At 52.6% G+C, this 8,581-nt stretch carries 11 protein-coding genes; 3 read left to right on the top strand and 8 right to left on the bottom strand.

Going from position 1 to position 8,581, the window contains the following annotated elements:
- From ASD50_RS23665 to ASD50_RS08885, 3 genes are all read right to left on the bottom strand, one after another.
- A partial coding sequence (locus ASD50_RS23665) for a hypothetical protein (protein ID WP_056239205.1) occupies positions 1-197 on the bottom strand: 197 nt, incomplete at its 3' end.
- Complete coding sequence (locus ASD50_RS08890) at positions 194-397, bottom strand: helix-turn-helix domain-containing protein (protein WP_056239200.1); 204 nt, start codon at positions 395-397, stop codon at positions 194-196. The genes ASD50_RS23665 and ASD50_RS08890, both read right to left, overlap by 4 nt.
- A gap of 17 nt (positions 398-414) precedes the next feature.
- Positions 415-969 (bottom strand): recombinase family protein, encoded by a 555-nt coding sequence (locus tag ASD50_RS08885; RefSeq protein ID WP_056239197.1) that lies wholly within the window; start codon positions 967-969, stop codon positions 415-417.
- 121 nt (positions 970-1,090) lie between these two features.
- Here ASD50_RS08885 and drt5 point away from each other — a divergent pair, with 121 nt between their 5' ends.
- Positions 1,091-2,611, top strand: coding sequence for an antiviral reverse transcriptase Drt5 (drt5, locus tag ASD50_RS22395; RefSeq protein ID WP_082549551.1), 1,521 nt, complete (start codon positions 1,091-1,093; stop codon positions 2,609-2,611).
- Positions 2,612-2,613: 2 nt separating this feature from the next.
- Here drt5 and ASD50_RS08880 read toward each other — a convergent pair whose 3' ends face one another.
- The 5 genes from ASD50_RS08880 to ASD50_RS08860 all read right to left on the bottom strand — a co-directional run bounded on the left by ASD50_RS08880 (position 2,614) and on the right by ASD50_RS08860 (position 6,879).
- A complete protein-coding gene (locus tag ASD50_RS08880; protein ID WP_156464986.1) occupies positions 2,614-3,597 on the bottom strand; it encodes a DUF2971 domain-containing protein in 984 nt (327 codons plus the stop codon).
- Positions 3,598-3,722: 125 nt separating this feature from the next.
- Positions 3,723-5,054 carry a tyrosine-type recombinase/integrase gene (locus ASD50_RS08875; protein WP_056239191.1) on the bottom strand — a complete coding sequence of 444 codons (1,332 nt, stop codon included), beginning with the start codon at positions 5,052-5,054 and terminating at the stop codon, positions 3,723-3,725.
- 197 nt (positions 5,055-5,251) lie between these two features.
- Positions 5,252-5,731: a 30S ribosomal protein S9 gene (rpsI, locus tag ASD50_RS08870; protein WP_056239187.1), complete on the bottom strand. Its 480-nt coding sequence runs from the start codon at positions 5,729-5,731 to the stop codon at positions 5,252-5,254.
- A 2-nt stretch (positions 5,732-5,733) separates the two neighbouring features.
- On the bottom strand, positions 5,734-6,195 hold the full coding sequence (rplM, locus tag ASD50_RS08865) for a 50S ribosomal protein L13 (protein WP_056239179.1): 462 nt from the start codon (positions 6,193-6,195) through the stop codon (positions 5,734-5,736).
- A 237-nt stretch (positions 6,196-6,432) separates the two neighbouring features.
- A complete protein-coding gene (locus tag ASD50_RS08860; protein ID WP_056239176.1) occupies positions 6,433-6,879 on the bottom strand; it encodes a PaaI family thioesterase in 447 nt (148 codons plus the stop codon).
- A gap of 128 nt (positions 6,880-7,007) precedes the next feature.
- On the opposite strand from ASD50_RS08860, the gene ASD50_RS08855 reads away from it, so the two are divergent.
- Both ASD50_RS08855 and ASD50_RS08850 read left to right on the top strand, forming a co-directional pair.
- Complete coding sequence (locus ASD50_RS08855) at positions 7,008-7,829, top strand: enoyl-CoA hydratase (RefSeq protein ID WP_056239173.1); 822 nt, start codon at positions 7,008-7,010, stop codon at positions 7,827-7,829.
- Positions 7,829-8,266: a VOC family protein gene (locus tag ASD50_RS08850; protein ID WP_056239170.1), complete on the top strand. Its 438-nt coding sequence runs from the start codon at positions 7,829-7,831 to the stop codon at positions 8,264-8,266. Before ASD50_RS08855 ends, ASD50_RS08850 begins: the two co-directional genes overlap by 1 nt.
- Positions 8,267-8,581 lie beyond the last annotated feature (315 nt).

The raw sequence follows: 8,581 nt of genomic DNA, 5'->3' as shown, positions 1-8,581 counted from the left end.
ATGGCCTTCTCACAGTTCGGCATCGAAAGCCTCTGCAACCTCATCGAAATCCACCGCAGCACAACGAAGTAGGTCTGCCGCGGCCCTCGCCGGATGAATACATCGATTTCGACACGTGCACCGATCGAGAGGTATTGGACCCACCATCTGGCATCGTCGGGCAACTGCTCCACCAGAAGATCGATCGAGGTTTTCACAGTGGCAATTCCGACGCCGGCGTTTTCGCCTTTGGTTGATTGTCCATGATATCGGAAATCACTCGATAGACGGACGATCTGCTGATGCCCGTCTTTCTTGCAATCTCGGTTGCGCCCTTTTCAGCCAGATGCATTTCGATGATGCGGAACACGTTGCGCTTCACCTTGAGATGGCGATGCATCAATCGGTTCTCGGGCATAGGTTCAGTTTTCCCTTCTATGCGGCCTCTGCCAAAATCCGGTAGACAGAGGATCGGCCAATTCCAAGAGAGGCTGCAATCTCAACGGCAGTCTTGCCGGAAGAATGCATTTCCAAGACCTGTGGCAGCTTCCGCCTTGCGGTCGGTGCTCTCCCCTTGAATTTATGTTCAGCCTTGGCTTTCGCAATACCTTCCCGTTGGCGAGCCAGCATGATTTCACGCTCGAACTGGGCAATCGATCCGACAAGGTTCATCAACAGCCGGCCAGTTGGTGACGTGGTGTCGATGGCCATATCCAGAATCTTCAGACCGACCATCTTTTCCTGAAGGCGAGCAACAATCTGGTTCAGATCGCCAACGGATCGAGCCAGACGATCGAGTCTGGTGACCACCAGCACATCGCCTTCCCGGACGAACTCGATTGCCCGCTCCAATTCCAATCGTTGGGAATTGATCGAGGATACCTGCTCACTGAAAATCTTTTCGCAGCCTTGCGCCGTTAAATCCCGATGCTGTGCTTCAAGGCCGGCTGTCTGTTCGATCGTGCTGGTTCTTGCGTATCCGACAAGCATTCGGTTTGTCCCATTAGTGTCTAACAATTAATAGGATAAGATTCCTAAAATGTCAATATGACTTGTGTGGGACAGCTTTCGAGGATTACCGTTCTTCCCATATGGGCAGGGGCCAATTGGAATGGCGGAAAAAGGGCGAGATCGGCAAACCAAACGCAATTTGCCTATCGATGAACGAACGTTCTATCTGAACGACTATTCCCAGACCCTATTCCCTCTTAAGACGAACCGATTTCTTGCAGAATATGGATTCGCAAAACTACTCGCATTCAGCCGTGATGCGGCTGCTACTGATGAAGATACTTCTCAGGCCTTCTTGCCCCAGCGCAGCGTGTCAGCGATGAAAGCCGGCTGGCACCAAAGGCGAACGGTCAAGTTGGACCCTGTTGCGGAAGCATTTATCTATGATTTTATGTTTCGAAATCGTCGGTTGATTAGGGGAGCAATATCAACGAAACGAGAATGCTACGGGTATGTATTCAAAGACGGTGGACCGATTAGCCCAACATTTTCGTATAAGGGCTTCAAAGGGGCTAAAAGTGAATATGCTAAGAAGTATAAGCACAGCTTATCGTTCGACGTATCCTCATATTTCAATTCGATATATCACCATGATTTGACTGAATGGGCTGATGATCGAAAGTTTTCAAGCGATGATACAAGACTTTTAGGCCGATATTTAAGAGAAACAAAATCTGGTAGAAGTGTTGATTGCTTGCCGCAGGGGCTTTACCCGACGAAGATGATCGGCAATGACTTTCTAAAATTTGTAGATAATTCATTTAGATTGAAATCTCCACAACTAATCAGGTTTATGGATGATGTCGTAATATTATCAAATAATAAATCTGACATACAGAGCGATTTTTACGTAATTCAAGACCTTCTTGGGCAGCGTGGCTTATCAATTAATTCAGCTAAAACGAAAACGTCTGAAGAAGACAATGATGTGTTGAAAGCAATAGATAAAGTTAAAGAAGGATTACTTAGAAAGCGAAGAATTTTTATACATAATCAATATATTCAAAATGAATCTGAAAAACAAAGAAATTTGACAAATAAAGAAATTGAGCGATTGAAGGAAATGTTATCCGAGCCGCATTTGGAGGAGGAGGATGCTGAATTAATTCTTTCTTTAATGGGTGAAAAATCTGAAGATGTTTTGCAAAAATTTGATGATTTATTAGAAAATTTTCCGAATTTATCAAAAAATATGTATTCATTTTGTAGACATATTGTAGATAAGGATTCATTGGCAGAAATAATATATGCGTATTTAAAAAATGCAAAGTTTATACCGGAGTATCAACTATTTTGGGTCGGAATGATACTGGAAGATTATCTTCTAAAAACGAAGTTGGCAGAAAGTATCATTTATATGATAGTCGAAAGTGCGAATTCAACACCCATAACTCACGCAAAAATTTTGGAAATTCCTAGTTCTGATTTCGGGTTGCCTGAGTTTCGACTGACTCATTTGAGGGAGGGCAAATCCGACTGGCATGCGTGGTCAGCGGCTGTTGGCTCTCGAGGAGCATCCAAAGGAACAAGAAATCAAATTTTAAAGTACTATAAAAATGCATCCCCCATAAACTCGTTAATATCCGATATCGTGTCATCATATAGTGCTGAGGAAACGTAAAGTTAAATTTTTTCTCTATAGGGAATGCCGCAAAAGTGCACTGCCTTTTCAGGGTTTCGATGGCCGGCTGATCGAAGTTGTTCCCGTATTGCTTCTATCGCTACGCCAGCTTCAGTGCAGGGTCCCAAAATTATCCGTTCCACGAGGCTGTCAACAGTCAATGCAGTGCCATCGTTAATAGGTTCTCCGTCAACCGGGATCTTGTATATGGACTGCGGCATGCCATTTATTGTTTGTTGCGCCTTATGTTGTTCTAACCCGTTTGAAGGGTATAGTTTCGGAAGATAGAGTAATCTCCATTCCTTTTCTTCTTTGAAGCCCGGATGTTTGGTCGTGGCGATTAACACTTGAAACATTCCGAATAATGAGTTTCGAAATTCGTTAGGGGGCCGTCTAGAGATAGACGTGCGGTTCGTTAACATTATTCCTTTGCGCCTATCTAGCTCCGAAAAGAACGCATTCTCCGCCAAGTATTGAACCGGAAAACCCGAAAGACCATATGGCCCTTCTCCTAGGGTGGCTTCCTTCCTGACCACAATGGCAGCGGGAATCTTACTCCCGCCGTAGCCACGCCACATCGAAAGTCTGCCATTGGCATCGTCTCGCCTGTGATGTTCGGAAAGACACGTAATATACGTTTCGTTGTAGATCGACGGTAAGTGTCCATTCAAAAGGCTATCTACCGTCTCGAACACTCCTATATGACATTTGTCGCATGCGTCACGAAAATCCTTGGACCGATTAGCGTCCGAAAAATATTTGTGAATAATTGTTATCGGATAGTCGACTTCGCTGAAGTCATTCATGCATCTTGCGTTTCTCATCCACACGTTTTGGTTCTTTAACATTTCAAGAACGACCTCAGCCGAGGTGTAGTGAGCAAGAGTTATGGCTCGTTGCTTTTCCAATCGAGTGAGTTGTTGGGAAATCCTGCCAAGATATAGTCCGGTGAGAGGTGAAGCGTCTTTCTCGATCGATGTTACCATGTGTCGTCATGCTTCTTTGATATGAAGTTGGAAGAGGCGTGCAGTAGGAGATGCTCTCGCAGGGCTGAATCGTCAAATCGGAAAGATGGACAAGGGCGTCGGTTAGCCCTCCTCGCCGTCATTGTTTACAGATACCAGCCTTTCCGGCTTTTCTCTTTATTCAGGCTGCCGCCATGAATGTGCGCTTTCTGCGTGGCCGTAACATGGGAATAATGATTGAAAATCGTGGTCGGAGACGTTCCCATGTTCTTTGCCAAATCATGGAGGCCAATATCGGAATTGGCGATCCGAAACGTCGCATAGGTATGGCGCAACGAGTAGATTGTTCTCACCTGACCGAAGCTGTCAGTCAGCAGACCAGACGCTTCAAGCACGGCTTTGAAGGTTTTGCCGAAATTTTCTACTGGTCTTCCATGCCGATCACTAAAGACGAAATCATCAGGCTCGGAGCAGCCGTTCTGTTCCTTCATACGGGCAACGATTTCGATGGCATTGTGTAGTGCTACACAGGTGCGCTCGCCTGTCTTCGTCGTGGGGGCGACATTGATATGAAGTTGATCTACGCCCTTCCGATCCTTCTTGATTTTCAGGTCACGCCAACGCAATTGGCGAGCTTCATTGGGGCGTAGTCCGGATGCCTGCATGAACAGCACATAGTTTCGAAGCAGGTGGCGATGATAAATATGGATGCCATTTGACATGACGTGGCTGTGCAGTGGTTGATAATCGGGTTTAGATTTATCTTCCTGTTTGTCGTCGCCCGCCCAACTGCGTAGATATCGATAAAGCGCCTTCCAATCTTCCTCTTCGAAAGCAGGGCGTCTCGATACGCCATGTTTCTTTTGTAATGGAACTTTGACGTGAGGCATTCGGGTCATCTGGCCTGTACGAATGGCCCATGCGAACACCTGTCGGAGAACCGTCTGCTCCATTTGTAGGGTTTTGGCGGCTGGAACCTTCGCAACATTCCCAAGCCGAGATTTGTGAGGATGCAGTTTCGTCGCACGTGCTTTCCGAGCAGCTTCAATCTTTTGAGCGCCTGCCGCCGAAACCCAATAATTGCGCCGCCAGTCCCAATACTTTTCGACCAGAGCGTCTGTGATTTGGGCGAGGGAGAATTTGCCGAAATATGGAAGAAAATATCGGTTCGCTGTTCCGTCAATATAGGTCAATCGATGGTGCGACAGGCCAACTTTGTTCGCTTCAAGCCAGCGCCGATAAAGGGTCGAGAACGTATTGGTGCCAACTTCCAGCCCATTTCTGAAGCGGTACCAGTAATCATTGTAAAATGTTTCCGCCACGGCCTTGGCTTCCGCCAGATTGGTCCGCTTGGTTGATTTGACGATATAATTATCAAGCCCGTCAATTCGAATGCGGGCGTGAAATGTCGGATTTTCGTTTCTGGTATAGAGGACGATCTTTCCGTCCATAAATTCGTGGCGATTTTCGTATGCCATAGCCCAGCCCTGTCGAAAAAAGACAGAGCCACCCGCCACATGCGGTCGCATTCAAATGCGTACACGTGTCGAAGCCATGTCAATTCCAGAAACTGGAATCTCAATGAATTCAAAGTTTTGGTCAAGCGTGTAAAAATATGTCAAGGGCTAAGTTATTAACTAAGCCCTTGATATTATTGCTAATTATTTTTCTAGCATCAACGCTTCGAGAACTGGAAGCTGCGGCGGGCCTTGGCCTTGCCGTACTTCTTACGCTCGACGGTACGGCTGTCGCGGGTCAGGAAGCCGCCCTTCTTGAGCACGCCGCGCAGCGCCGGCTCGTAGTAGGTCAGCGCCTTGGAGATGCCGTGGCGCACTGCACCGGCCTGGCCGGAGAGGCCGCCGCCGACGACGGTCGCGATGATGTCGTACTGGCCGACGCGGTTGGCCGCGACGATCGGCTGGTTCAGGATCATCTGCAACACCGGACGGGCGAAATAGGCGCCGAATTCCTTGTCGTTGACGACGATCTTGCCGGAACCCGGCTTAACCCAGACGCGGGCGATGGCGTCCTTGCGCTTGCCGGTGGCATAGGCGCGGCCCGACTTGTCGAGCTTCTGGACATGGACCGGTGCGGCCGGCTGTGCCGTCTGCGCAACCGAACCGAGTTCTGCGAGCGAGGAAAGCTGCTCAGCCATTATCAGGCCCTCTTGTTCTTGGCGTTCAGCTTGCCGACGTCAAGCGTCTCGGGCTGCTGGGCGGTGTGGGGATGCTCAGCGCCTGCATAGACGCGGAGGTTCTTCATCTGGCGACGGCCAAGCGGACCGCGCGGGATCATGCGCTCGACGGCCTTCTCGACGACACGCTCCGGGAAACGACCCTCGAGCAGCTGGCGCGCGGTGCGCTCCTTGATGCCGCCGGGGTGGCCGGTGTGCCAGTAGTAGACCTTGTCGGTGTATTTCTTGCCGGTGAACACCACCTTGTCGGCGTTGATGACAATGACGTTGTCGCCATCATCGACGTGGGGGGTGAAGGTAGGCTTGTGCTTGCCGCGCAGGTGGTTGGCGATGACGGTGGCGAGACGGCCGACGACGAGACCCTCGGCGTCGATCAGCACCCACTTCTTCACCACGTCCGCAGGCTTCTGCGAAAAGGTTGTCATGGTTCTTGCTTTCAGGTTCGGACCTTGCCGGCCGGAGGCCGAAAAGGCGTTTCTTGTTGCTTGGATTGGCGACCTTCGCCGCCAATAACAAAACGGCGGCCTTTGCGGGCCGCTGTTTCGTGGCTGCTTATAGGGCAGGGCGGTTGCCGCGTCAAGCGAGTGAAAATGGCCTATATTTCAAATACCAAAGCAAAAACAATAGTTTATACGTATGGTATTATTTTACCACATCGTATTTCAGCGTTTGGGCGGGATCGAATAGGTCCCGGTTGCGTGCGCCACGGTGTGTTTGTCGGGGCCGGCGACGATGTCTATGTCGAACACCATCAGGCTTTTTCCTAGCTTGAGGATGCGGCAATGGCCGTCGATCGGGCCGGCTTCCGCCTTGCGCACGAAGTTGATGTTGAGGTTGGTCGTCACCGACAGCGCATCCGGCCCGGCATGGGAAAGCACGCAGACATAGCCGCCGATGTCGGCCAGCGTGAACAGGGCAGGGCCGGAAATCGTGCCGCCGGGGCGCAGGTGCTGTTCACCGGCATTGAGGCGCACCGTGCAGCCGCCCGCAAAGATCTCGGTCGCCTCGTAGTTGCGGCTGCCTTCGTTCAATTGCGGAAACACCGACGCGATCAGCGCGTTGACTTCGGCAACGGTCAGCACCGGGCTCAGTGTCGTGTGTGCAGGCATTGCATCGCTTCCAATGGCTCTCATGCCGAAAAAGCATATTCGGCCCATGCTGTTCAACGGATGTCGAACTGGTTTTTGCCCCGTTCGTATTGGATAAAGGTCGCATTCGAGCATGCCGGGAGGAAAAGATGGCCGAAGTCGTTGCGATGAAACGCGAGCAGCCCGAGGGGCCAGTGTGGGTGCAGCGAAGCGGCCCGATCCTGCGGTTGACCCTTGCCAGTCCGCCCGCCAATGCGCTGTCGCTGGCCGTCATGGCTGCCTTGCAGGCCGAACTTGAAGCTGCCCGCGACGACAAGGCGGTGCGCGTCATCGTCATTGCCTCGGCCGCCAAGGTGTTCAGCGCCGGCCATGACCTCAAGGAACTGTCCGCCCATCGCGGCGACCCGGATCGCGGCCGCGCCTTCTTCGAAAAGACCTTCGCCGCTTGCGCCGAGTTGATGCAGACCGTGGTGCATCACCCCAAGCCGGTCATTGCCGAGGTCGACGGGCTTGCCACCGCTGCCGGCCTGCAACTCGTTGCCAGTTGCGACCTTGCGGTGTGCACGCATGAATCGACCTTCTGCACGCCGGGCGTCCATATCGGCCTGTTCTGCTCCACGCCGATGGTCGCCGTCTCGCGCAACGCCTCGCGCAAGCAGGCGATGGAGATGCTGCTGACCGGCGAAACCATCGATGCGGCAACCGCCAGGGACTTCGGCCTCGTCAACCGGGTGGTGCCGCGCGAGTACTTGAATCAGGTTGTCACCAAATACGCCGAAACCATTGCTTCCAAATCGCCTTTGACCCTGAAGATCGGCAAGGAAGCGTTCTACCGGCAGGTGGAAATGAAGCTGGAAGACGCTTACGCCTACACTGCCCGCGTCATGGTGGAGAACATGATGGCGCGCGATGCGGAAGAGGGCATCTCGGCCTTCATCGGCAAGCGCCCGCCGGAATGGAAAGGCGAATAATGGAACCGCGCATCTCCATCGTCACCCTCGGCGTCGAGGACCTCGACCGGGCTGCGCGCTTCTACGAGGCGATGGGTCTGAAGCGGCACCGCATCGATGACGGTGTAGCCTTCTTCCAGATGGGCGGGATGATCCTGGCGCTGTGGCCGCGCAGGGAACTCGCAGCCGACAGCGGGCTCGATAGCCTGCCGGCCTTTGAGCCGGGCGTCAGGCGACCGGCGTCCGCCCTTGCCTACAACGCCCGCTCGGACGCCGAGGTCGGCGAGGTTCTGGCGGAGGCGGAAAAGGCTGGGGGCACCATCATCAAGCCGGCGCAGCGCGCCTTCTGGGGCGGCTGGTACGGCTATTTCGCCGACACCGAAGGCAATATGTGGGAAGTCGCCCACAACCCGGCTTTCCCCATCGATGCCAACGGCAGTATTTCCCTGCCGCAGTGATATGGCCGGGCGAAGTGAGGTCGGATGAGGGGTGTCTTGGCGCAAACGCCGACGCCCCCCTCTCCCCCTCCTCAGGGGGAGAGGGTAAGGGTGAGGGGCAGCGCCGAACTGACCAAGCGTGGACCAAACGCGGGCTGACCTCCACCCAAACCCTGGATCCCACTCACTTTCACGAAAAACTTCCCACCCCACTTATCCCCGCCGTCTGCATCTCCCCCATACTCATGCCATCGCCCTTGCGGGAGACCTGGTGCGCACCGGGTATCAGGGAAGGGCGTCGGTGCCGGATTGGTCGCATGACGGTGTGCGGCTGGG

The organism is Mesorhizobium sp. Root552 (assembly GCF_001427285.1).
GTDB lineage: Bacteria > Pseudomonadota > Alphaproteobacteria > Rhizobiales > Rhizobiaceae > Mesorhizobium.
This window is presented reverse-complemented; position numbering and strand designations above follow the sequence as displayed.

Coding starts and splice junctions, on each gene's coding strand:
- ASD50_RS08880 (WP_156464986.1), bottom strand. CDS start 3,597: ATGGTAACATCGATCGAGAAAGACGCTTCACCTCTCACCGGACTATAT.
- ASD50_RS08890 (WP_056239200.1), bottom strand. CDS start 397: ATGCCCGAGAACCGATTGATGCATCGCCATCTCAAGGTGAAGCGCAAC.
- ASD50_RS08860 (WP_056239176.1), bottom strand. CDS start 6,879: ATGCCTGCACACACGACACTGAGCCCGGTGCTGACCGTTGCCGAAGTC.
- ASD50_RS08875 (WP_056239191.1), bottom strand. CDS start 5,054: ATGGCATACGAAAATCGCCACGAATTTATGGACGGAAAGATCGTCCTC.
- ASD50_RS08855 (WP_056239173.1), top strand. CDS start 7,008: ATGGCCGAAGTCGTTGCGATGAAACGCGAGCAGCCCGAGGGGCCAGTG.
- rpsI (WP_056239187.1), bottom strand. CDS start 5,731: ATGGCTGAGCAGCTTTCCTCGCTCGCAGAACTCGGTTCGGTTGCGCAG.
- ASD50_RS08850 (WP_056239170.1), top strand. CDS start 7,829: ATGGAACCGCGCATCTCCATCGTCACCCTCGGCGTCGAGGACCTCGAC.
- rplM (WP_056239179.1), bottom strand. CDS start 6,195: ATGACAACCTTTTCGCAGAAGCCTGCGGACGTGGTGAAGAAGTGGGTG.
- ASD50_RS08885 (WP_056239197.1), bottom strand. CDS start 969: ATGCTTGTCGGATACGCAAGAACCAGCACGATCGAACAGACAGCCGGC.
- drt5 (WP_082549551.1), top strand. CDS start 1,091: ATGGCGGAAAAAGGGCGAGATCGGCAAACCAAACGCAATTTGCCTATC.